Genomic DNA, 22,359 nt, shown 5'->3' with positions numbered 1-22,359 from the left:
GAAAAGTATATAAACTACTTTTTCTTAGTATGCTTTTGTGTAACCTAATAAATGCTTGCTCCAGTAAGAGTTACTTACAGAACTAATACGTACACCAGTTGCGTCAGTTTCTGCACTGATGAACTGTCCGTTACCTAAGTAAACGCCCATATGAGAAGGACCTGATTTATAAGTATTTTGGAAGTATACTAAATCACCTGGTTGTGGACTGTTAGTCTTTGTTTTAGAGCTCCAGTATCCAGCAACTGTTTGACGAGCGCCTTTATGACCAGTTTGATTTAATACGTAGTGAATGAATCCACTGCAGTCAAAACCAGCAGGTGTTGTACCAGCAGTTCTGTATGGTGAACCATTTAAAGATCTAGCGAATGCAGCGATTGAAGATGTATCTCCACCTGTTGGCGCTGTTGGTTTTTCTACTTGGTTAGAACCTTGGTTACCACCAGTAACTACATTGTTCACTCCGCCTTTTACAAACTTAACAAAGTCTGCACTTACGTAACCTGTGCGGCCGTTATGGTTAATTTTATACCAACCATTTTCAGCACCAGTAACGTTTAATACTGTACCGTTTGTTACCCCACCAATTACAGGGTTATATGTAGCTGGACCTGTACGTACTTTTAAAGCACCAGTGTTAACAACATATGAACCACCAGTTTGAACTGTAGTAGTATTGTTGTTGTTGTTTGTAGTTGGTTGCTGTGTTTCGTTAGATACAGCTGAACCACCTTTTGTTACGAAGTCTTTACTTACGTATCCAGTTCCACCATTGAAGTTAATTTTAAACCAATCTTGAACTTCACCTACAACTTGAACTGTTTTACCTTTATTTACAGAACCTAAAACAGTATGAGACGCGCTTGGGCCTGTACGTACGTTAAGTGAAGAAACGTTTACTGTGTAAGTACCTGTTCCTTGTTGAACAGTAGTTCCTTTATTGCCACCAGTTGTTACGAAGTCCCCACTTACATAACCTGTTTGACCATTTACACTAACTTTGAACCAACCGTTTTCTTGTCCAATTACTTGAAGTACTTGACCTGCTTTTACTTTAGAAATAACGTTATGTCCTGTACCAGCACCTGAACGTACATTTAATACATCAGCTGTTACTGTGTATTTTAATTCAGAAGTTGTTTCTACCTTTTTTGTTTCAGTTACAGTCGTTTGAGTTTGTGTTTGTCCATTAATTTCTTTTAGCGCATCATTTGAAACTTGTGCATGAGCAGAATCCATTCCTGGAACTGCTACGCCTACTACAGATGCTGCTGCTAAACCTGCGATTACTTTTTTCATAAGTTGTCTTTACTTCCTTTCCCTACTATCCTCTTGAGAAAAACTATAAACTTAGTACTTTACAATATTATCAAAGTAAAATATTCATCCAGTTCCATTTTTTAGCAAGAGTTTTATTTTTCACACGTCGTTTATTTTAAACGATTGAAGTGACTTCCGTGTGAACTTCATGTGAACTTTACCATTAAACTGTGTGTTTTTGCAACGATTTTTTCAAATTCCTTATGTATTACATCAAAATTTAAAATTCCATACGTTATTCCAATATAGATTTTACACTTTTCATCTAGTATAGAAATTCCATTAATCTAATACATAAACACAATATGTTTTTCTAGAAAGTTCTTTTTTTATGAGGCACACTCTTATCATGACAAAAAACACTTTATTTATCAATAGTATAATATTTTAAGAAAGTGAATTCTCTATACTATGTATGATTTTAAACAAAGTGATGATTTGTAAGATTTCACGCACACCCCCAAAAACACAATTGACTATTTTTCCCCTACTAAATATGGAATTATTAGGGTTTCATTGATAGAATATGTATAATCACATGAAAAGAGGAGTTGCATTTGTGGAAAAAATAATAGATGATCACATAAATAATAATATCGAACTTTACTATGCTCTTACTCACTTATTATCGTTTACAACATTTAAAAAGGTAACGACTATTGAAACAAGGAAAAACGAATTAAAAGAGCAGATGAAAACAATTCAGCATACAAACTCTTACCATGTATAAAAAGGTGAACAGATTATATCTCTGTTCACCTTTTATTTTATTTGTAGATTTTCACACGAGTTTCTAATGGCTGATATTCTTTATCTCCTGCAGAAACTGCTGGTTTACCAAATGGCATTTGCGCAGTTAACTTCCAGTTTCCAGGTACATCCCATTCTTTCCTTACTTCTTCATCAATCAACGGATTATAATGCTGTAGTGTAGCACCAAAACCTTCAATCTCTAATGCTGTCCAAATCGCAAATTGCAACATTCCAGAAGATTGCTGAGACCATGTAGGAAAATTATCTTTGTATAGTGCAAAGTTCTCTTGCAAACTTTCTACTACTTTACTATCTTCGAAATATAAAACTGTTCCATAGCCATTTTTAAATGCATTCATTTTCTCTTCAGTAGGTGCAAAATTATTTTCAGGTACAATTTTTCGTAACGTTTCTTTCGTAACGTCCCATAATTTGTCGTGTTGTTCACCTAGTAATACAACAACTCTTGCACTTTGAGAATTAAAAGCCGAAGGTGTATGTTTCACAGCATGATAAATCACTTCTTGAATTCTTTCATCAGAAACTACTTGCTCTTTACTAATCGCGTAAATAGATCTTCTGTCTTCAATTGCTGAGTAAAAATCTTTCGCCATCACAATTCCCTCCAATTTTCATTTGAGGCAGTATCATATGTATGAAGCATATAACGCCTCTTAAACTTATTAATAATAAGTTCTTAACTTAATAATATCAACAAACAAAAACAAACTCAAATGATATCACTTAAGTTTTTACTTCCTATACGTCAAAGAATAAAAAAACAGTTTATTGTCACCAAAATCAAGGTTCAATAAACTGTCTGTTTTATTTTTATCCCGCATTAACGGGCAGTAAAACTCCCACCTCAAAATTCAGCGGGAGCAAAGAAGTTAGGTGGGCGATCAACTGCCCGTAAACGCCCGATTGGTTCAACTAATAATCAGTGGGGATGAACACCCCCCACTGATTATAGTTTCACTTTATAACAATCTCATTTACTTCTTTCTTCACCTAATTAAGCAATTGAAATGCATAGGACATTAATTTATTTGTTTCTGTAAAACGTTTTGTTTTACTTTTTGTCCCCATAACAACTGTAATAATACGATTATCGCCTTGTTTTGCAGTACCTGTAAAACAATACCCTGCGCTATCCGTAAACCCTGTTTTTAAACCATCTATTCCTTCTATATATAAAGCTTTATTATTTTTGTTTAACATCTCATTTGTGCTTGTAACATTAATATTATTAAATGCTAACTGACTTTGACGTAAGTGAGTCACTTCTAATATCTCTGGATAGTCTTTTATAAGATGATACGCTAATTTCGCTACGTCAGCTGCTGTCATTTTTGTTTCACTTCCGTCGGGCTCCTGTAATCCGGAAGCATTCGCGAATTTAGCTTTATCTGACATTTCTAACTGCTGGGCTTTTTCATTCATAAGTTGAACAAAGTTTTTTTCCGTCTTAGCTATATGTTCTGCTAAAGCGACAGCCGAATTATTAGCCGATTCAATCATTAACGCATGATATAAGTCCTTAACAGTTAATGTATCATTTACTTGCATTGGGATTTTTGCACCCTCTGTTTGTGCCGATTTCGCACTTATTTTCACTGGATCTTCCCAGCGGACTTTCCCATTATGTATACTCTCTAAAACGAGATATGCTGTCATCATTTTTGACATACTAGCAGGGGCAACAGCTTCATTTTCATTATTTTGATAAATAACATCTCCATTACTCGCATCGATAATAATAGCTGCTTTTGCATCAATTTCTGGTGGTATATATTTTGGTGGAACTACTTTTTCAGATAGCCCTGTTTTAGGTAGCTCTGCCACTTGTAAAGGCTGAGTATCTACATTTGTTTCACTCTTTTGAACTCCTTGGAAAAAGAACCAACATATACCCAAAATTACTACTAATAGGATTGTTAATCTTCCCCATTTTAACCGCTTCATTCTAAAACTCCTTTAGCAAACCTTTTATACACTCATGTTTAACCATAACAACAATTACTTTATATCGTCAAGGTAAAAAGCATATTTATTCATCTACCCTCTTTCTCTTTTTCATATGTGTTACACTAAAAAACAACGAAATATAAGAATATTCAATAACATCCAAACAGAAAAACACTATATAATAGAAAGGATTTATACAAATGATACTTCCAAAAGCATTAAAATATGGCGATACAATTGGCATCTACTCTTCCTCTTCACCAGTAACCTATACTTCTCCAAAGAGATTTGAGCGAGCAAAATTATACTTACAAAAGAAAGGATTTCGTATATTAGAAGGTTCACTAACAGGTCAATATGATTATTATCGTTCCGGAAGTATTCAGGAGCGGGCTGAAGAGCTAAATGAATTGATTAGAAACCAAAAAGTTTCTTGCATTATGTCAACAATTGGCGGGATGAATTCTAATTCATTATTACCTTATATCGATTATGAAGCATTTCAACAAAATCCCAAAATAATGATTGGTTATTCAGACGCAACAGCGTTATTACTAGGAATTTATGCAAAAACAGGAATTCCTACATTTTATGGTCCAGCACTCGTTCCTTCTTTTGGTGAATTTGAGCCTTTCGTAGATTGCACGTACAAATATTTTGTGGATACTTTATTAACTGATCAACACCTTCCTTACAACATAAACCAGCCGTTATTTTGGTCAGATGAATTTATTAATTGGGAAGAAAAAACGAAAGAAAAAGATCTTCGACCGAACAATTGGATTTCAGTAATTGGTGGAAAAGCTACTGGACGTATTATTGGTGGGAATTTAAACACTATACAAGGTATTTGGGGTAGCCCCTATATGCCACATATTCAAGAAGGTGACATTCTCTTTATTGAAGATAGCTCAAAAGATGCAGCTACTATCGAAAGAAGTTTTTCATTACTTAAAATTAACGGCGTTTTTGATAAAGTTTCAGGTATCATCCTTGGAAAACATGAGCAATTTGATGATTGTGGTACAAATAGAAAACCTTACGAAATACTACTAGAAGTACTACAAAATCAAAAGATTCCTATTCTAGCCGATTTCGATTGTTGTCATACTCATCCAATGATTACTTTACCAATAGGTATTCAAGTAGAGATGGATGCAACAAATAAAACGATACAAATTATAGAACAGTGGAAAATCTAACTCTACTCCCTCTATTATTTTCAGCTCTATAGCTACGTAGGACCTTCTATTGTTTTACATTAGAAGACATGATACTATATATTTTGGAATGTGAAGGAATAAACAAAAATCATTTCAATATGCCTTTTATATATAATAAGAAGCTATTGATTATATACATCGAGTTTACATACGTGTATATAAATGTAAAAGAGAGTGAATATATGAAACCAACTATTAAAAACTATGTATTTTTACATGTGGCCTTCTTGATATATTCTATCATTATGGTTTACATGAAATGGGCATCTCAATTCCCTATTGCATCAATTTCATTTTTTATTGCTTACTTCGGACTTGTTGTACTTTTATTCGGATATGCAATTCTATGGCAACAAGTCATTAAGAATTTTGAAATTTCTAGAGCATATTCACACCGTGGGATTATAATACTATGGTCCATGCTTTGGTCAGTATTCCTATTTGGAGATACGATACAGTGGAATCACATACTTGGCGCAGCTATTATTATCGTCGGAATTGTGGTGGTGACAAAAGATGAATAGTTATATGTTATTATTGATATTTGGGATAATTTTAGCCAATTACTCACAAATATTATTAAAAAAGGCTACTTTACAACAATACGATTCTAGAATAAAAGAATATGTGAACCCTTATGTTATCATCGGCTACTTTTTATTTGTAATTAATGCCGGATTAAATGTGATCGCCTTAAAAGGCTTGGCATTAAAACAAGCATCTGCATTAGAATCATTAAGTTATATCATCATTTTAATTTTCAGTTGGTACTTCCTAGGGGAGAAAATAACGAAACGAAAAATCATTGGCAACATTATTATTGTCATTGGTGTAATCATCTATTGTATACAATAACAAAAAAGATCCGTTTATGATAAACGGATCTTTTTGTTATTGCCCTAAATTTTGAACCTTATCTTTCAAATCACGAACTTGTTCTATCGTCTGCATAAGCTCAGAGTTTTGAAACTGCTCTACATTCATTTTTCCTTCCTCTATCTTTTGCATAGATGTATCAATTAATGTATTTAACTTTTCATTATACCCTACGATTTGCTGGTGAAGATCCTTCGCTACATCTGGTGGTGTTAATTCATTAAAAGCTGGTATAGCTTGTTTAATTTCAGTAAGTTTCGTTTCTAGTTCTTTTCGAGCTTCTCCATCATTAACAGCTTTTTCAGCTAATGCTGGCGCTTCATTTGCAAATGCACTTATTTTATTCACATAGTCTGTCGCTTTTTGAGCATAATCTATGGAGTTCTTCCCTTCCTCTACTATCGAGCATCCCATCAAACCAATTGAAACTACAATTGAAAATAACATTATTTTTATAAACTTCATTTTTACCTCCTACTAATAATAGTTCTTTTGTACATTTATAAGCACTTATTTTTCTTCTTATACACCTTATCACAGCACACCTTATTTTTTCATCTTCATTATACACATTCTAGAAAAATCATTATTCTCCTGTTCAACATGTATTTCAAACGATATCGAACATATTTCCATAATAAGAATTTTTATTTCTTCGATCCTTTCGTCCCAAAATTATTCCTACTAATTTTATACATTTTCACCTCGCAATTATCTTCATTTACCTAAGAAAACAGACATACTTATTTTTAAGTACATCTGTTTTTTTGGGGGAGCTTATCATTCCTTTATCCTCTTACATGCCCTATTACTGTTACTATTTCTATTTCTATATGTACACTAATAATATCTTCTATAATGTCCGTATATCCTTGACCTAAAGGTGTTCCGTAATGTAATAAAATCTCTTTTTTTTCATAAACTGACTTCGGTACTGTAAAAATAAATTTCCTCATATTCCGTTCATCAGCAGGCTCCATAATTAAAACAATGCCATCCTCTTCAAACATATAATCACGCCTTCCAACAATCCATTCACTATGGCTCAAGTATTGCCTTGAAAGGATAGGTTTTAAACACCCTTTCTAACAATATATAACCATTTCATGATCAACTAGCTTATACGACCTATATGATTTCAGCACAAATACAAAAAAACACAAACCTTAAGCTATCAAGAATTTGTGTTTTTTTGCATTTCATTCTTATATACCTTTATCAAGCTCGTATAACCTACGATATTTCTCATTTTCTTTCAGTAGCTGTGCATGACTACCTTGCATCGCGATTTGACCACGATCAAGGAAAACAACTTCATCAACATGTTCAATTCCTACAAGATGATGTGTAACCCAAATAACTGTCTTTTCTTCTGTTGCAGAAAACATTGTTTCTATTAAGGCTAATTCCGTTTTAGGATCTAAACCGATAGTTGGTTCATCAAGTACAATAACCGGTGCTTCTTGCATAAGAGTTCTTGCAAATGCTACCCTTTGCCTTTCTCCGCCAGAAAACCTCTTTCCCATTTCATGCATTTTTGTTTGCAACCCATCTGGAAGAGAAGTAATATGCGATGCTAGTTGTGCTTTCTCTAAAGCTTTCCATATCTCTTCATCATTAGCCTCTGGTTTACCGATTCGTACATTATTTCCAATTGTCGTATCGAATAAATGTGGTTTTTGGTTCAATACAGAAATATATTTTGACAAGAGATTCGTATGAGCTTGTTCACCATTCAATAGAACATGGCCATTCACCGGACGTAGTGCCCCAGTTAACAATTTTAGTAAAGTAGATTTCCCTGTGCCACTTCTACCTAAAATAGCAATTTTCTTTCCTGCCTTTATTTGCAATGATACATCTTTTAATACAGGTTCATTACTATCCGGGTAATTATACGACACATTACTCAGTTCAATATCTATATGTTTTGGTGCAACGTAATCTTTATCTTCAGGTAACTCCTTAGCATCCTCCAAAGCGCTATCACTTTCTACGCTTTTAAGCCTATGAGCAGATTCTACATAAGATGGAATTCGATCGATAGCATCTGATATAGGGATAAGCGCATTTGTCACAGATAATGTCATTAATACGAACGCTGCAATAACTGTAGGTGCAATCTGTTCACTTGCCGCTGCATTTCCAGTCCATATAATCATTGAAATAACTACAATACCTACTGTTAAATGAATGAGACTGTCTCGAATATGGTACCAGCGTTTCACTCTCTTTTCTGTCTTTAACAACTGGACATTTTGCGCTACATACTCATTAATAAATTCATCTTTTCTACCACTCGCCTGCCAATCAGATAACCCAAATACAGCATCTGTCAGTTGCTGATACAAACGATTTCTTCCTCGCTTCAAAGTAACATGATGTCGTTTCATCAAAAGTAGCGATACGAATGGAATAAGAAAAACGATAACAGCTAACATACAAGCTGCGATAAGTGCAAATACTAAGTCAAATGCACCGATAACAATTACGAAAATGCTATATACAACTAACGCTAATATACTAGGGAATATTGTACGTAAATATAGATTCTGTAAATGTTCTATATCATCAGACAATACACCTAGTACATCACCAGTTTGAAATCGAGAGCGCAAAAATAACGCCTGTGGTTCTACAATTCTATATAGTTTTGTCCTCATTTTTTCTAAAATTCGTAGAACGACGTCATGCCCCACTAAACGCTCTAAATAATGAAAGACAGCTTGCCCTATACTAAACGCACGCGTTGCAACTATAGGAACATATACAACCATTACATTTTCTGGTCTGAGAGCAGATTTAGAAATTAAATAACCTGAAATAAAAAGTAACATCGCACCTGAACTAACTCCAAGAAGCCCGAGGAAAATAGTCAACGTCATTCTACCTTTATTTTGCTGTATATGAGGTTTAATCCAGTTACTCATCGCTCTCCCCTCTCTTCCCTATGAAAATGTAATGTCTCATTCTTTAAAAGTTCTTCATATGTTCCACTTTCTTTAATTTCCCCTTTATTTAAAATAAGAATATGATCCATTTGCTTCATCCAATGCAGACGATGCGTTGCAAGAAATACTAACTTACCTTCAAACAGACGTAACATCGATTGCTTTATTTCAAATTCAGTTTCAATATCAAGATGCGCTGTAGGTTCATCTAATAAAATGATTGGCTTTTTACTTAAAAGTGCACGTGCCATAGCGACACGTTGTTCTTGTCCGCCACTAAGCATACGTCCACCTTCTCCAATTCTTTCGTACATCCCATGTGGTAATGATGCAACGAGCGAACGAAGGCCCACTTCATTTATAACTCTCTCAACCTCTTCATCAGTTGTATTCGTTTCATAGAAACAAATATTATCTTTTAATGAAAGTGGAAAAATATAAGGTTGTTGCGGAATATAAGCAATATTTTTTTGCCAATCTTCTCGAGTAGATTCATCAATTTCCGCACCATTTACTAACATCTTCCCATCCGAAGGAGGGAGAAATCCTGCTAACACATCGATTAGCGTTGATTTCCCTGCCCCACTTTCACCAATAATGCCTATAGCACCGTTACCTTGCCAAGTAAAATCAATTCCCTCTAATATAGCCTTTTCAGATTCATCATTATTTACTTTTACATCTTGTAATTTCAAGCTACTGGAAGAATTCCATACTATATCTACATTTGAATCTTTCTTTTCTATTTCTTTTTGTTTCTGTAAAATTTCTTCTATTTGCTCCATTGCAAGTTGTCCATCTAATGTAGCATGATAATTCGCTCCAACTTGTTTTATCGGCAGAAAATATTCCGGAGCTAAAATTAAAATCGTAAGGGCTGGCAATAGTATTATCGTTCCATCTATTAACCGTATCCCTAATCCGACTGCTACAAATGCAATTGATAAACTCGTAAAGAAATCTAATGCAAAAGAAGAAAGAAAAGCAACTCGCAAAGTACGCATCGTTGCTTTTCTATATCGTTTACTTACTTTTTCAATCTTTCCTTCGTGCTGTTTACTTTTTCCTAAATACTTTAATGTTTCTAATCCTTTTAACGTATCTACAAAATGATTAGAAAGTACACGATATGTCTCATATTGGCTATCCGCCATTTTCTGCGCTGCTAATCCTAGAAGGATCATAAATATGATCACAATTGGAATCGTTACAACTAAAATGATTCCAGACTCAATGTCTAGTGTAAAAACATATAGAACAATTAGTCCTGGTACGATACTACTTCTAATCATTTTAGGAATTGTTAATTCAATATAAGTTTTGAATTTCTCAATACCTTCTATCGATAAAGTAACCAGATGACCAGTTCCATTCGTTTGGACAAATCTCGGCCCTAATGTAAAATATGCTTCTATTAACTGTTTACGTAATGTCAATCCTGTTTTTTCAGCGAAACGCTCAACCAATATTTGTGATGTTCGCACTAACATTTGGCGTGCTGCAAACGTGATCCCAAAATAAACAGTTTCATTTAGCACAGCTTGCACTGTTTCTCCATGAAATAAAAATGTGATTGCTCGTGCTAAAAACACTGTCTGTGCAATGATACTACACGCCTCTAAAATGCTAATAAGACTTAAAGTTACATATAAAACTCGGCTACCAGGATACGACGGAAGTCCTCTTTTTCTTTTCATTAGTACTCCAAATCTTTGTCTGACTTAACAGGTTGTCTAAATACATAGAAACTCCATATTTGACTACCGATAACAAACGGTAAAATAGCAAGAGAAAAATAGCTCATCAGTTTTAATGCATAAGGTCCTGATGCCGCATTATAAATTGTCAAATCATTCGCCGCTCCTAATGAGCTAATCATGACACGCGGGAACATACCGATGAACACACTTGCACTTAGCAAAATGATTGTTAAACTTGTCATAAAGAAAGCCCAACCATCTCTCCTTCTTTTATTTAATAGAGTAGAAACAAATAGTGCTACAAAAGCTCCAATCGGAACCATTAGCCACTCTGAACCATGTGCGGTGAAAATATTTGTTTTCCATAACCCTACACCTGCAAAAGCAAGAAGTGTTATTAATGCAAAAGGCGCAATCTTTGTTGCGGCAATACGTGCGCGTTCTCGTAATTTTCCTGTTGTACGTATAGTAAGAAATTGCAAACCATGAACAATACATAGAAGAAGAAACATAACTCCTCCAAGTAATGCAAATGGGTGAAGTAATTTCATGAATCCGCCTACCATATTTTTACTTTCATCAATTGGTACACCTGTCATAAAGTTTGCAATTGCAACTCCCCAAAGTATAGGAGGTAGCATGCTTCCAATAAACATGCCCCAATCCCAGAAACTTTTCCACTTATGGTTTTCTATTTTCGCACGGAATTTAAAGGAAACGCCTCTTATAATTAAAGCAAGAAGCATAAACACAAACGGAATATAGAACCCACTAAATAAAGTTGCATACCAGTGCGGAAATGCCGCAAACATAGCACCACCAGCACAAACAAGCCATACTTCATTTGCGTGCCAGAACGGTCCAATTGTATTTAAATATATACGCTTTTCCAAATCGTTCTTTCCTAAAAACCTTGAAACGATTCCTACACCAAAATCGAAACCTTCAAGTACAAAGAAGCCAACGAATAAGGTTGAAATAATTAGAAACCATAACTCATTAAGAGATAACATACTCTTCCTCCTTATCAAATGGATCATGGCTTTGATAATCCTTTTTCGTTTTCTTATTCGCATGTCCTTTAATGATACGAACGAATAAGTAAACCGTAATGCCTCCAATAATTACATATAGTGATGTGAATGAAACAAGAGAGAATAATACTTCTCCAAATGAAACATTTGGAGATACTGCATCTTCTGTTTTCATAACACCGAAGACAACCCAAGGCTGACGTCCCATTTCAGTCATAATCCAACCTACTGTATTTCCGATAAACGGTAGTGCAATTGCATATACCATTAATTTTAAATACCAAGTTTTTTCAGCTAAACGATCTTTTCTTGATAAGAACCAGCCGTACGCTCCTAGAAGAAGCATGAATGTTCCACTCATTACCATCGCTCTAAAACTCCAGAACATAGTATGTACTGGCGGAATATAATCTCCAGGTCCATATTTTTCTTCATATTGTTTTTGAATTTGATTCATCCCTTCAACTTGACCGCTAAATTTATCGTATGACAATAGACTTAGCATATAAGGGATTTGAATTTCAAATGAATTTTCTTTCTTCTCTGTATCAATTTTTGCAAATACTGTGAATGGCGCTGGATCCTCACTCGTATTCCATAATGCTTCAGCTGCTGCCATTTTCATCGGATGTGTCTTAATTAAATTTTGTGCTTGTGCATGACCGAAAAATAATACCAATGCTGTTGAAATTGTTCCAACAACGATAGAAACTCTGAAAGACTTCTTAAACACCTCAGTCTCTTGTTGTTTTGCAATTTTCCATGCACTAACACCAGCAATAAAGAATGCACCTGTTGCCAGTGCCGCTGTAATTGTATGCGGGAATTGTACCCATAGTTGTGGATTTTGAATAATCGCCAAGAAATCATTCATCTGCGCACGTCCATCTGCAGCCATTTCATATCCTACTGGGGACTGCATAAATGCACTTGCAGTTAAAATCCAAAATGCTGATAACATTGTTCCTATTGAGAGGAGCCAAATACATAAAAGGTGAACCCGCTTCGGAAGTTTATCCTCACCGAATACCCATAAACCTAGGAATGTAGACTCAATGAAAAATGCTAATAAACCTTCAATTGCCAGTGACGGTCCGAAAACATCACCAACAAAACGTGAATATGTTGACCAGTTCATACCAAACTGAAATTCTTGTAAAATACCTGTTACAACACCTACTGCAAAGTTAACAAGGAATATTTGTGTCCAAAACTTTGTCATTTTCTTATAAACTTCTTGTCCCTTTACCACATACAACGTTTGCATTAACGCAATGATAAAAGCTAAACCAATAGATAGCGGAACGAAAAAGTAATGAAAAATCGTTGTAGATGCAAATTGTATTCGTGCCAATTCGAGCGTTTCCATGCTAAAGTCACTTCCTTCATAATTTTTTATATCGTAATATCGATTGAATTGTATGAATTCACTTCATAACGAACAATTCAATCATTTGGAAATACAAAAAGATAAATTCGTTTATGTACTTTCTGAAAATATAGATTGTCAGTTTTTTAAATAATTACAAAAGAACTTTCTTCATACGATTTACCTTTTCACTATTTCAGTAGTGTTTTATTCGTTAATCGAATTGTATAATATACTTACATAATAAATTCAGGTGATTTTTGACGTATTCTTGACAGGATTTTGTCTGAAATATGTCTTTTGTAATTTTTTTGAATTAGATATCTTACATTATAAAAACGTGTTTTTCAAACGTAGAACTTACTTTTATATCAATAAAAAAGCCATTTCTCTGTTCATACGCTTGACTTTCCTCTTGAAAAATGTCCTCGAATCAAATCCGGAAATACGCTATATTTTTGTCAAGAGAAAAATGTATTCCCAAAATTCAAATCAATAATATTGTTATTCACAAATAGAAAAAAACTTCCCTTTTTCTAGACATAAAATTCGTTTTTTTGTCATTTTTTCAAACTGAATATTAGCCCACGCCAATCGGGCGGCTCGCAAATAGCGAGCTAAATATAAAAAAGTACCGAGAATAGATTATATTCCCGGTACTTTTTTCATTATTTCGCTGTATATTTTCTAACAGCTGGCATAATTTCAGTAGCAATTAATTCAATATTTTTCTCAATCTTATCAAATGGTACACCGCCAAAATCAATTTGCGCCATAAAACGTTGCTGTCCAAATAATTCATATTGGTAAAGCATTTTTTCAATGATTTGTTGCGGGCTACCAATCATTAACGCATCACGGTGATCTACTGCATTAGTAAATTGTTGTTTTGGATACCCACCACCGCGTAGTGCAAGCATACCAGCATTAATATGCGGATAATATTCACTAAGTGCATCTTGTGAATTTTCTGCTGTATAAAATAAACTTGTTGTCGCAATTGGTAATGTTGCTGGATCAAAACCACTTTGCTCAGCAGCTTCACGATATGCATCAACCGAAACTTTAAAATTAATAGCTGGGCCACCAAGTGTCGTAAGCATCATTGGTACACCTGCGTGTCCTGCCTTAATCGCACTAGCAGGTGGCCCTCCAACAGCACGCCAAATTGGCATATTGTTATTTTTAGCTCTCGGTATAATTGCCGCATGTTCAAGTGGCGTTCTAAACTGCCCTTTCCATGTTACACTTTCTTCTTTATTTATTTTTAATAAAAGATCCATCTTCTCTTCAAATAGTTCTTCATAATAATTCACATCGTAACCAAGTAAACTATATCCTCCAATACGAGATCCACGACCAGCAACGATTTCAGCACGACCATTAGAAATTAAATCAATTGTGGCAAAATCCTCATATACACGAACCGGATCTGACGTGCTTAATACTGTTGCAGAACTCGCGATTTTAATATTTTTCGTAGCTTGTGCAATAGCTCCTAAAATAACTGTATGAGCTTGCGTTGTAAAATGCGCTTGATGACTTTCCCCGACAGCAAACACATCAATTCCAGCTTCATCTGCTAACTTGGCTGTTTCAATTAGTTCATGAATTCTTTTTTCTGCACTTATTTTCGAACCATTATGTGGATTTAAAATATGATCTCCAATTGAATATAATCCAAATTCAATTCCTTTACTTGTATCAATACGGTATTTTTCCATAGTTGCTCTCTCCCTTTTAATCAAGTGGTATTAATTTCTCTTCAATCTCTTTTCTTCTCTCTTCTAAAAATGGTGGTAAATCCAGCCCTTTTCCTAATTTTTCAACTGCTGAATCTACTGTAAATCCTGGTCCATCCGTCGCAATCTCAAATAAAATGCCATTTGACTCACGGAAATATAAACTTTTAAAATAAAAACGATCGATAATCCCTGTTGATTGGAACCCTTTATCTTTCACCGCTTCATTCCAATAACTCAGTTCTTCATCATTTTTTACACGAATAGCTAAATGATGAATACTTCCTTTTCCAGGTCTTTCACTCTCCCCCTCTTGCTGTTTCACCAAAATTTCGCCAAATGATTGACCAGCAATAGATTGATAAATCCCCTCATCGTCTGAACGAGATACTTCTTTATAACTAAACAAACCTGTTAATGTTTTTGATAATTTATTTAAACTGCGCACTGTCATTTCAACTGTTCCCATACCTAAAATACGATGATTCTGCTCTACAGAAGATTCATCCCATGCAGCCCAATATTCAGGCACCTCTTCACCGTTATTATTTAGTAGCACTAACCGTAGGCCATCTGGATCTTCAAAGTGCAGTGCGTCTCGGCCGGCGTAAGTTGTAATTTCCCCATGTGCCACCTGGAGCGACTCGAAACGCCTCTTCCAAAATGTAAGACTTTCTATTGAAGGTACGAGCAAGCCTATTTGTGTTATTGCATTTGTACCACGGATTGTTCTTCCTACATTCGGCATTTCAAAAAATGATAATTCAGTTCCAGCACTCCCTGTTAAATCGCCATAAAACAAATGATACATAAATGGATTATCTTGATTGACTGTCTTTTTCACTCGGCGTAATCCTAATACTTTTTGATAAAAATCATTATTTGTTTTCGCATTTTTTGTCACCATAGAAATGTGGTGATGCCCTGGAATTGTATACATAATATTTCCTCCTCTAAGTATCACTTGATTAGTCAATTGATGGTGTAAAAAAAATTACTCAGCTGGTAATTCTTTTTTTTCACTCTGCTTATGAACTTTTGTCATTAACGCGTATAGTATTTTCTGTTCTTCCTCATCTAATACATCATCAAAAAAAGATGATTGAAATGCAAGTTGCTCTGGCAATGCTCTTTCTAAGACTGCTTCACCCTTCTCAGTAAGGCTAATCATTTTCGTTTTCCAATCTTGTTTACGTACTATATATTCTTCTTTTTCAAGGCGTGTTAACATTCTAGAAATACCACCTTGCGTCACAGTAACTTTTTCTGCTAACTCCATTTGTGTAAGGGGCTGATAAATCCGTATTTGCATAAGTACATCAAATTGAGCTGTCGTCAAATCAAAACGTTTCAAAAACTCATTTGACATCTGATTACTTTGGTTCGTAAATCGTATTAAACGTAACCAGATTAACGATCCTATCGTATTTTCACGCATGTATTGTCACTTCCTATCGTGAATCTTACTATCACTTTACCACTCAAGTGATAAAAAAGCAAGTATAAAGATTTAAATATCACAACAGTATATATTTAAAATAATCATAAGAAAGAATTCATCTGAAAATGAATCCTTTCTTATGATTATTCTTAACTTTTAATTTCATTCATTGCTATATTTAAAGCTGCCACAGCTTTTGGCCAACCAACATAAAAAGCCATATGTGTTATTAATGCAATCATTTCATTTTCCGTAATCCCATGTTGTTTAGCTAGCCGCAAATGAAATGGTAATTGTTCTGTATTACCAAGACTGATTAGTGCCGACACTGTACATAAACTTCTTTCTCTTAATGTTAAAGTCGCATCCCGCCACACTTCTTCAAACAATATCTCTTCACTATAATGAGCAAATGCAGGTGCCATTTCTCTCATTTTCTTTTGAATATAAAATTCAATTGGTTCATTCATCATTTTGCTCCCCCTTCATTTTCACCAGTTGTGCTATCCCTTGACCGAATGACCAGTTTTCAGCAGCTGTCTCATGTAGCTTAATAAAAATATCAGCACTCTTAACGTTCGAATATTCAGTGATTTTAAAGGATATCGATTGATACAACTTCCTTTTCTGCTTTATCGTTCTTCCTAATCCACATGTAATAGAAACATGGATTATGTTCTCTGTTCTCTTTTCTTCTTGTTCTAACAAATAATATGGATTATTAAAAAATTCGTTTAGTCGATAAGGTAAAAACATTTGAAAATAATCATTTTCAGGGATGTTAAAATGTTCAATTAATGAAAGATGGATACATTCACTTATCTTTTTCAACTCTTCTTTATTTAATATACTTTCAGGATAATAAATGTTCACAAAAGGCATATATTCTCATTCCTTTTTGTTATTTTAACATTCAACAAGATTTCATTGTGAAATGTGTAAAATCTCATATATTGTAACATTGTCCATTACATCTATTTCAGGCTTGTCAATATAAAAATTGAATTGACTATAACCCCATTTATCTGGATTATAAACTATTACATTGCCTAAACACTTTTCTGTATTTTGTACATTTTCGTTCATTGTATTTAATTGAGTACCAATCAATGATTTACTTTGAGAAATACTTCCTTCATATTCAACAACATATCTACTTTTCTTAAAATCATCATTTAGATTAACAACTAAAGTAACACCTATATTTATTTGTTGCCATCCAAATGATTGTAAAATATTATCGTAATATCCTTCAAAGATAAATTCATTCATCCCTTCATGACCATTCCAAATATATAAAGGTGCATAACAATTATGGAAACCCCCATCCTTACCTGCCTCAGCAATTAAATAGGCCTTAAAATTCAACCCTTGAAAACCATCTGTTTTATAACCATTCTTTTTTACCCTTTCTCTAATAGTCCCCATATCATAATCTTTTGGCAAAATGACCTTATATTGCATCCCAATCATGTTTATCACTCACTTTCGATCTTATATACATAATGATAACCCGATGACCGGCTGACGTAAAATAGGTATAATTTATGTTTGGCATCATTTATAATGATACCGTATAAGGGGCTGAAATGAATGGAAATAAATGATCTTATCATATTTAAAACTGTAGCTAACGAAGGATCTATTAGTAAAGCTGCTAAAGAGCTAGGTTATGTACAACCAAATGTAACTGAGCGAATCAAAAAATTAGAACAAGAATTAGAAACACCTTTACTACATAGAGATAACAAAGGTGTCTCTCTGTTACCTTCTGGCGACATTTTATTAGACTACACAAATAAAATATTAGCTCTATTAGAAGAAGCGAAAGATGAAATTAAAACAAGTGCTTCTTCTTATGTAATAGCGACGTCACAATCTATTTTGACAAATTATTTAAGTATACGTATTAAAGAAAATTTTAGAAGTTATCAACTATACATTGAAAGTAGTAGCCACTTACAAAAACTATTACAGCAACAAAAAGTTGATATGGTCATAACTTATGAGGATTATCCCGACGCAGCGTTTAAAAAAGTGTTTACTACTTCAATTTCTGTAGGCTTATTAAAAGCAAAAGAAAAGTGTACCATTGACTATTCAAAGGAACTTTTTTTCGTTAGTAACGACAAGAAGTGCCCTTTTAGAAATCGTACAATACAATTTCTAAAAGAAAACAACCTATCACAACGTCAACTTCAACAGCTGGATTCTTATTCGCTTATTGAAGAGTTTATTAATGATGGAAATGGAATAGCTTTTTTACCGATTAATAATGATAAATTAGTACCAATTGAGGGTGTGACGATTGAAAAATTATCTATTAACTTCTTTACAACTCGAAACTTAGAAAAAAAGATTCCAGGTGAACTATTTAACTAATAAAGAGATACACTTGTCATCTTTTGTCGGTAAATCGATATCCCTTGTCGAATCGCTGATATAATTTCGTTTACTATCGTACGGCTCTCAAAAATAAAAAGGGATGTTCCCAAGTTAAAAAGTTAAACTTGGGAACATCTCTTTTTGCTAAATCTTTTCATCTTAGATAATTTTGTCATTCCAATACGTTTCATTAGACCTTACACGTTCTGCTCCACCCCTGTACTCTTCTCCTTCTTACCTCTTTTAAAATTCTTCAACTTCCTAATCGTTCCAACTAATCCTTTCGGAAAAACTAGTAGCACGATAATGTATAATAAACCAAGAATAATCGTCCATCTTTCAAAAATCGGATACTCCGATGCTAGTTCTGATAAATAGTATTTCAGTGATTCAATAATCCCAGCTCCAGCGATTGCTCCGATTAACGTTCCAACTCCTCCAATCATTGTCATCAATAATGCGTTTAGTGTCATTTCGATTGAAAATACCGTCGTATTTACAAAACGCAATGTGATAACGAATAAACCACCGCTAATTGCCGCTACTACTCCTGCCACTACACTTGCGATAATTTTATAATGGAGAACTTTATATCCAAGCGCTTCAACACGTTGTTCATTTTGGGAAATTGCCTTTAATACTTTTCCAATAGAAGACTTTGTGAAAAGGCGTAACAAAATGAAGATGCTGATTAAACATATAAGTGTTACGTAATAATACGTAAAACGATCACGGAATATATCTGGTACACGAAATGTAAATCCATCTCCTCCGTGAGTCAGCGAACGCCATTTTTCAGCAAGTACAAAAAACAGCTGAGAAATAGCGAGCGTTAACATTGCATAAAAATGACTTTTCAAGCGTAATGAAAGCATACCGATTATATAACTAACGATAGCTGATATAATAACAGCGACTGCTATTCCTATAAAAAAGTTCGTTATAGACACCCCTTGCCGATCAAATAAGAGTGCCACCCCATACGCCCCTATTCCAAAGAACATACAATGACCGAATGAAACAATACCCGTATATCCAAGGAGAACATCAAAACTCATAGCGAAAATAGCAAAGATGAAGATTTGAGTGAACAAAATTAACAAGCTCCGTGAATCATTTACGAATGGAAATACACTTAAACAAATGAGCATAAAAACTCCGAAGTATACTTTAATTCGGTCCGATATGCTGTTCACCGTGTCACCCCTTTTCACCAACGAGTCCCGTTGGCTTCACTATTAAGAAAAATAGTAACATTAACATATTGATTGCAAGAGATAAATCTGGCACATAATACGCTGTAAAAGCACCGGCTAATCCAACGATTAAAGAAGCTATCGCTGAACCTTGTACACTACCTAATCCCCCAATGATAACTACTATAAAGGCTAAAATTGCATACTGCATGCCCATCTCAGCGAAAATAACCCCTGAATATGGTGCTAGTAGAAAACCACCTAACGCCGCCATCCCTGCTCCTAATAAAAAAACAAACGAGAATATCGCTTTTACGTTAATTCCGAGAGCTTGAACCATCTCTTTATCCATTACACCAGCGCGAATCATAAGTCCTAACTTTGTTTTCTTCAGCAGTAATAGTAAAGCGATGTAAATTAGTATCCCAACTAAAATGACGAATAGGCGATATTTTATTAATATAACCCCTCCAAATGTAAAACTTCCTTGTAACCATAACGGTAATTTTGCAGCAATTGGATTAGGTCCCCAAAATATTTTGATGCACTCGCTAAGGACGAGCATTCCTCCGAGCGTAACGAGAAGCTGCCGAACATGGTTTCCATACACTGGCCTGATAAGGAATCTTTCTAAAATGAAACCAAGAAACATACCCATAGCGACTGCGCCAATTAGCGCTAATAAATAACTACCTGTCGTATTAAATAACCAAACTCCTGTAAATGCTCCCCATGCAAATAAACCGCCATGCGCAAAATTTAGTACGCTCATTAAACCGAAAATAAGTGATAGACCAGACGCTAATAAAAAAATAAGCATCCCTGTCGAAACGCCGTTTACAAATAAGTTAATTAGCACATCCACGTTCTATCCCCCCCCGTATCAACGTTAAGAAATACCTAAATATTTATGACATGTTTCCTTATCCTCTCTCAGTTCCTCCATGAAACCGTTATGCACAATGCGCCCATTATCCATAATGTAAAAATAATCACCGATTTGACTAGCCATCATAAAATTTTGTTCAACAAGTAAAACAGTCGTTTTTTCCTTCATTTTCAAAATTGCTATCATTAATTTTTCTATCATAATTGGAGACAACCCTTTACTCGGCTCATCAATAAGCAACAGTCCCTCACTATTAATAAATGCTCTTGAAATTGCCAGCATTTGTTTTTGTCCCCCACTTAATAGTCCACTTTTTTTATACCAAAATTGCTTTAAATCTGGAAATAGTTCGAGCATCCATTCTATCTTCTCTTCAGCTTCTTTCCCATTTTTCCCCCTAGCAAGTGCGAATGTCTCTTCTACTGTTAAATCATGAAAAATACCTTGATTTTCTGGTACATAACCTATACCTTTTCTTGAAATTAAATGTGTAGATAATCCATTTACTTTTGTGTTATCATAATAAACTTCTCCATTTGCTATCCGGTGAAACCCCATAACCGACCGCAATGTTGTTGTTTTTCCAGCCCCATTTCTTCCAAACAATACTGTAATCGTTCCCTTCTCAACCGAAAGGGACACTCCTTGTAAAATATGAAACTTATCTAAATACGTCTCTATATTATTCACTTGTAGTAGTGCCACTATATAATCCCCCTAAATAAGCACTTTGTACACGCTCGTCTTTCATCATTTCTTCCGGCAATCCTTCAGCCAATAACTCACCATGAAATAAAACGATAAGATGATCTGATAAATCTAGCACCATATCCATTTTGTGTTCGATAAGTACGATTGTGCTCTCTGGATTCTTTTTAATATTTTCGATTACTTGTAATATAGCCGGAACTTCCTCAACTGAAATACCTGCTGTCGGCTCATCTAGTAGTAATACATCTGTCTTTAATGCTAACAACATAGCAAGCTCTAACTTTCTTTTTTCCCCGTGAGCTAAGTCTTTAGCTAATACGTCCCCTTTCTCGTGAAGGAGTACTGTTTTCAAAAGACGTCTCGCTTCTCCAGTTTGCTGCTTTAACTTGGCTGCATTCGGAAAGAAACTGTAATAATCCTGAACAAACGATTGAACACTTAGACGCACATTTTCAAGTACTGTTAGCTCTGGAAAAATATTTGTCAACTGAAAAGAACGACCAATCCCCAAGCGCGTTCGATCTGAAATTGATAATTTTGTAATATCCTGCCCTTTAAAATAAACTTCACCTTTCGTCGGAGAAATTTGCCCACTTAGTAAATTGAATAGTGTTGTCTTTCCAGCACCATTCGGTCCAATAATTGAAATGAGCTTTCCTTTTTGTACCGTTAAATTAACATCCTTAATAACATGATGATCCCCAAAAGATACACAAAGATTTTTCGTCTCTAACAAATGTGTCATGAAATCCCTCCCACTAAAAGCCATGTTTATGAAAGAAATAAGTATAAAGAGGAGAT

24 protein-coding genes are annotated in these 22,359 nt (G+C 34.6%); 5 read left to right on the top strand and 19 right to left on the bottom strand.

What is annotated here, in order from left to right:
* Window positions 1-24: 24 nt before the first annotated feature.
* Complete coding sequence (gene entFM, locus FT637_RS10305; RefSeq protein WP_193646173.1) at window positions 25-1,299, bottom strand: enterotoxin EntFM; 1,275 nt, start codon at window positions 1,297-1,299, stop codon at window positions 25-27.
* Window positions 1,300-1,879: 580 nt separating this feature from the next.
* On the opposite strand from entFM, the gene FT637_RS10300 reads away from it, so the two are divergent.
* Window positions 1,880-2,050 (top strand): hypothetical protein, encoded by a 171-nt coding sequence (locus FT637_RS10300; protein ID WP_193646172.1) that lies wholly within the window; start codon window positions 1,880-1,882, stop codon window positions 2,048-2,050.
* 37 nt (window positions 2,051-2,087) lie between these two features.
* Here FT637_RS10300 and FT637_RS10295 read toward each other — a convergent pair whose 3' ends face one another.
* The gene (locus tag FT637_RS10295; RefSeq protein ID WP_033718182.1) at window positions 2,088-2,687 is read right to left on the bottom strand and encodes a nitroreductase family protein; all 600 of its coding nucleotides are present in this window, start codon (window positions 2,685-2,687) and stop codon (window positions 2,088-2,090) included.
* A 397-nt stretch (window positions 2,688-3,084) separates the two neighbouring features.
* Window positions 3,085-4,038 (bottom strand): D-alanyl-D-alanine carboxypeptidase family protein, encoded by a 954-nt coding sequence (locus FT637_RS10290; protein WP_193646171.1) that lies wholly within the window; start codon window positions 4,036-4,038, stop codon window positions 3,085-3,087.
* A gap of 203 nt (window positions 4,039-4,241) precedes the next feature.
* On the opposite strand from FT637_RS10290, the gene FT637_RS10285 reads away from it, so the two are divergent.
* From FT637_RS10285 to FT637_RS10275, 3 genes are all read left to right on the top strand, one after another.
* Window positions 4,242-5,243: a S66 peptidase family protein gene (locus FT637_RS10285; RefSeq protein WP_193646170.1), complete on the top strand. Its 1,002-nt coding sequence runs from the start codon at window positions 4,242-4,244 to the stop codon at window positions 5,241-5,243.
* A gap of 203 nt (window positions 5,244-5,446) precedes the next feature.
* Window positions 5,447-5,788, top strand: a complete 342-nt coding sequence (locus FT637_RS10280; RefSeq protein ID WP_002086172.1) for an EamA family transporter — start codon at window positions 5,447-5,449, stop codon at window positions 5,786-5,788.
* Entirely contained in the window at window positions 5,781-6,119 is a 339-nt protein-coding gene (locus FT637_RS10275) for an EamA family transporter (protein WP_002165951.1), read from the top strand. The genes FT637_RS10280 and FT637_RS10275 overlap by 8 nt, the downstream gene beginning before the upstream one ends.
* Before the next feature lie 36 nt (window positions 6,120-6,155).
* Here FT637_RS10275 and FT637_RS10270 read toward each other — a convergent pair whose 3' ends face one another.
* The 12 genes from FT637_RS10270 to FT637_RS10215 form a co-directional block, all read right to left on the bottom strand.
* On the bottom strand, window positions 6,156-6,605 hold the full coding sequence (locus FT637_RS10270) for a DUF6376 family protein (protein WP_193646169.1): 450 nt from the start codon (window positions 6,603-6,605) through the stop codon (window positions 6,156-6,158).
* Between the two features lie 323 nt (window positions 6,606-6,928).
* Entirely contained in the window at window positions 6,929-7,150 is a 222-nt protein-coding gene (locus FT637_RS10265) for a hypothetical protein (protein WP_193646255.1), read from the bottom strand.
* 195 nt (window positions 7,151-7,345) lie between these two features.
* Window positions 7,346-9,070, bottom strand: a complete 1,725-nt coding sequence (cydC, locus tag FT637_RS10260) for a thiol reductant ABC exporter subunit CydC (protein ID WP_193646168.1) — start codon at window positions 9,068-9,070, stop codon at window positions 7,346-7,348.
* Window positions 9,067-10,788, bottom strand: coding sequence for a thiol reductant ABC exporter subunit CydD (gene cydD / locus FT637_RS10255; RefSeq protein ID WP_193646167.1), 1,722 nt, complete (start codon window positions 10,786-10,788; stop codon window positions 9,067-9,069). The genes cydC and cydD overlap by 4 nt, the downstream gene beginning before the upstream one ends.
* Window positions 10,788-11,804 (bottom strand): cytochrome d ubiquinol oxidase subunit II, encoded by a 1,017-nt coding sequence (cydB, locus tag FT637_RS10250; RefSeq protein WP_193646166.1) that lies wholly within the window; start codon window positions 11,802-11,804, stop codon window positions 10,788-10,790. The genes cydD and cydB overlap by 1 nt, the downstream gene beginning before the upstream one ends.
* The gene (gene cydA, locus FT637_RS10245) at window positions 11,791-13,194 is read right to left on the bottom strand and encodes a cytochrome ubiquinol oxidase subunit I (protein WP_193646165.1); all 1,404 of its coding nucleotides are present in this window, start codon (window positions 13,192-13,194) and stop codon (window positions 11,791-11,793) included. Before cydA ends, cydB begins: the two co-directional genes overlap by 14 nt.
* 668 nt (window positions 13,195-13,862) lie before the next feature.
* Window positions 13,863-14,918, bottom strand: coding sequence for an LLM class flavin-dependent oxidoreductase (locus tag FT637_RS10240; protein ID WP_193646164.1), 1,056 nt, complete (start codon window positions 14,916-14,918; stop codon window positions 13,863-13,865).
* A gap of 16 nt (window positions 14,919-14,934) precedes the next feature.
* Window positions 14,935-15,876: a ring-cleaving dioxygenase gene (locus tag FT637_RS10235; RefSeq protein WP_193646163.1), complete on the bottom strand. Its 942-nt coding sequence runs from the start codon at window positions 15,874-15,876 to the stop codon at window positions 14,935-14,937.
* A 54-nt stretch (window positions 15,877-15,930) separates the two neighbouring features.
* Window positions 15,931-16,374 (bottom strand): MarR family winged helix-turn-helix transcriptional regulator, encoded by a 444-nt coding sequence (locus FT637_RS10230; RefSeq protein ID WP_193646162.1) that lies wholly within the window; start codon window positions 16,372-16,374, stop codon window positions 15,931-15,933.
* A gap of 152 nt (window positions 16,375-16,526) precedes the next feature.
* A complete protein-coding gene (locus FT637_RS10225; protein ID WP_193646161.1) occupies window positions 16,527-16,850 on the bottom strand; it encodes a carboxymuconolactone decarboxylase family protein in 324 nt (107 codons plus the stop codon).
* Window positions 16,840-17,259, bottom strand: a complete 420-nt coding sequence (locus FT637_RS10220) for a tautomerase family protein (protein ID WP_193646160.1) — start codon at window positions 17,257-17,259, stop codon at window positions 16,840-16,842. The genes FT637_RS10225 and FT637_RS10220 overlap by 11 nt, the downstream gene beginning before the upstream one ends.
* A gap of 42 nt (window positions 17,260-17,301) precedes the next feature.
* Entirely contained in the window at window positions 17,302-17,850 is a 549-nt protein-coding gene (locus FT637_RS10215; protein WP_193646159.1) for a DUF4865 family protein, read from the bottom strand.
* A 120-nt stretch (window positions 17,851-17,970) separates the two neighbouring features.
* On the opposite strand from FT637_RS10215, the gene FT637_RS10210 reads away from it, so the two are divergent.
* Window positions 17,971-18,759 (top strand): LysR family transcriptional regulator, encoded by a 789-nt coding sequence (locus FT637_RS10210; protein ID WP_193646158.1) that lies wholly within the window; start codon window positions 17,971-17,973, stop codon window positions 18,757-18,759.
* A 200-nt stretch (window positions 18,760-18,959) separates the two neighbouring features.
* Here FT637_RS10210 and FT637_RS10205 read toward each other — a convergent pair whose 3' ends face one another.
* The 4 genes from FT637_RS10205 to FT637_RS10190 are packed head-to-tail and all read right to left on the bottom strand — an operon-like array spanning window position 18,960 to window position 22,303.
* Complete coding sequence (locus FT637_RS10205; protein WP_193646254.1) at window positions 18,960-19,913, bottom strand: branched-chain amino acid ABC transporter permease; 954 nt, start codon at window positions 19,911-19,913, stop codon at window positions 18,960-18,962.
* Between the two features lie 49 nt (window positions 19,914-19,962).
* Entirely contained in the window at window positions 19,963-20,823 is an 861-nt protein-coding gene (locus FT637_RS10200; protein ID WP_193646157.1) for a branched-chain amino acid ABC transporter permease, read from the bottom strand.
* 24 nt (window positions 20,824-20,847) lie between these two features.
* Window positions 20,848-21,552, bottom strand: coding sequence for an ABC transporter ATP-binding protein (locus tag FT637_RS10195; RefSeq protein ID WP_193646156.1), 705 nt, complete (start codon window positions 21,550-21,552; stop codon window positions 20,848-20,850).
* A complete protein-coding gene (locus tag FT637_RS10190) occupies window positions 21,530-22,303 on the bottom strand; it encodes an ABC transporter ATP-binding protein (RefSeq protein WP_002135736.1) in 774 nt (257 codons plus the stop codon). Before FT637_RS10190 ends, FT637_RS10195 begins: the two co-directional genes overlap by 23 nt.
* Window positions 22,304-22,359: the final 56 nt, after the last annotated feature.

The organism is Bacillus cereus (genome assembly GCF_015071065.1).
In the GTDB taxonomy this organism is placed as follows: Bacteria; Bacillota; Bacilli; order Bacillales; family Bacillaceae_G; genus Bacillus_A; species Bacillus_A cereus_BA.
The sequence above is the reverse complement of the archived record's forward strand: the minus strand, read 5'-3'. Positions and strand labels throughout refer to the sequence as shown.

Excerpts from the sequence above, each read along its gene's own strand:
- cydC (WP_193646168.1), bottom strand. The coding sequence starts at position 9,070 with ATGAGTAACTGGATTAAACCTCATATACAGCAAAATAAAGGTAGAATG.
- cydA (WP_193646165.1), bottom strand. The coding sequence starts at position 13,194 with ATGGAAACGCTCGAATTGGCACGAATACAATTTGCATCTACAACGATT.
- FT637_RS10270 (WP_193646169.1), bottom strand. The coding sequence starts at position 6,605 with ATGAAGTTTATAAAAATAATGTTATTTTCAATTGTAGTTTCAATTGGT.
- FT637_RS10225 (WP_193646161.1), bottom strand. The coding sequence starts at position 16,850 with ATGATGAATGAACCAATTGAATTTTATATTCAAAAGAAAATGAGAGAA.
- FT637_RS10295 (WP_033718182.1), bottom strand. The coding sequence starts at position 2,687 with ATGGCGAAAGATTTTTACTCAGCAATTGAAGACAGAAGATCTATTTAC.
- FT637_RS10285 (WP_193646170.1), top strand. The coding sequence starts at position 4,242 with ATGATACTTCCAAAAGCATTAAAATATGGCGATACAATTGGCATCTAC.
- FT637_RS10220 (WP_193646160.1), bottom strand. The coding sequence starts at position 17,259 with ATGCCTTTTGTGAACATTTATTATCCTGAAAGTATATTAAATAAAGAA.
- FT637_RS10190 (WP_002135736.1), bottom strand. The coding sequence starts at position 22,303 with ATGACACATTTGTTAGAGACGAAAAATCTTTGTGTATCTTTTGGGGAT.
- FT637_RS10265 (WP_193646255.1), bottom strand. The coding sequence starts at position 7,150 with ATGTTTGAAGAGGATGGCATTGTTTTAATTATGGAGCCTGCTGATGAA.
- FT637_RS10290 (WP_193646171.1), bottom strand. The coding sequence starts at position 4,038 with ATGAAGCGGTTAAAATGGGGAAGATTAACAATCCTATTAGTAGTAATT.
- cydD (WP_193646167.1), bottom strand. The coding sequence starts at position 10,788 with ATGAAAAGAAAAAGAGGACTTCCGTCGTATCCTGGTAGCCGAGTTTTA.
- FT637_RS10280 (WP_002086172.1), top strand. The coding sequence starts at position 5,447 with ATGAAACCAACTATTAAAAACTATGTATTTTTACATGTGGCCTTCTTG.
- FT637_RS10215 (WP_193646159.1), bottom strand. The coding sequence starts at position 17,850 with ATGATTGGGATGCAATATAAGGTCATTTTGCCAAAAGATTATGATATG.
- FT637_RS10230 (WP_193646162.1), bottom strand. The coding sequence starts at position 16,374 with ATGCGTGAAAATACGATAGGATCGTTAATCTGGTTACGTTTAATACGA.
- cydB (WP_193646166.1), bottom strand. The coding sequence starts at position 11,804 with ATGTTATCTCTTAATGAGTTATGGTTTCTAATTATTTCAACCTTATTC.
- FT637_RS10205 (WP_193646254.1), bottom strand. The coding sequence starts at position 19,913 with ATGCTCATTTGTTTAAGTGTATTTCCATTCGTAAATGATTCACGGAGC.
- FT637_RS10275 (WP_002165951.1), top strand. The coding sequence starts at position 5,781 with ATGAATAGTTATATGTTATTATTGATATTTGGGATAATTTTAGCCAAT.
- FT637_RS10210 (WP_193646158.1), top strand. The coding sequence starts at position 17,971 with ATGGAAATAAATGATCTTATCATATTTAAAACTGTAGCTAACGAAGGA.
- FT637_RS10235 (WP_193646163.1), bottom strand. The coding sequence starts at position 15,876 with ATGTATACAATTCCAGGGCATCACCACATTTCTATGGTGACAAAAAAT.
- FT637_RS10240 (WP_193646164.1), bottom strand. The coding sequence starts at position 14,918 with ATGGAAAAATACCGTATTGATACAAGTAAAGGAATTGAATTTGGATTA.
- entFM (WP_193646173.1), bottom strand. The coding sequence starts at position 1,299 with ATGAAAAAAGTAATCGCAGGTTTAGCAGCAGCATCTGTAGTAGGCGTA.